A 326-nucleotide genomic window follows, 5' to 3' on the forward strand; every position below is an offset into this window, starting at 1 on the left:
TCAGGGTTGGACTTGAGCTTTTCGAACTGGTCTGGGAACCGGTTCAGCGCCAGAACGCCGCCGCTCATCGAGTTGCGGGTCGTGTCGTTGCCCCCGACGATCAACAGTACGAGATTGCCCATGAACTCCATCGGACGGTCGATCAGGTCCTTGGTGGCCTCGTCGCTCTGCAACATGGTGATCAGGTCGAAACCCGGCTCTTCTCCCTCCGCCAGGCGGGCGGCCTTGTCATGCCACAGTGCGCTGAGTCCACGCGCCATGTCGACCATGCCCTTGAACAGCTCGTCGTTGTCGGAGGGCCCTCCATTGGCCTGCTCCATGGAGGT

General features: G+C 61.7%; 1 pseudogene. It reads right to left on the minus strand.

Features of this window, described 5'->3' with window-relative positions:
• Nucleotides 1-326 (minus strand): annotated as a pseudogene (locus tag G6018_RS12800) (cytochrome P450); the annotation flags it as partial.

It is taken from the genome of Dietzia sp. DQ11-44 (assembly GCF_014145205.1).
GTDB lineage: Bacteria > Actinomycetota > Actinomycetes > Mycobacteriales > Mycobacteriaceae > Dietzia > Dietzia natronolimnaea.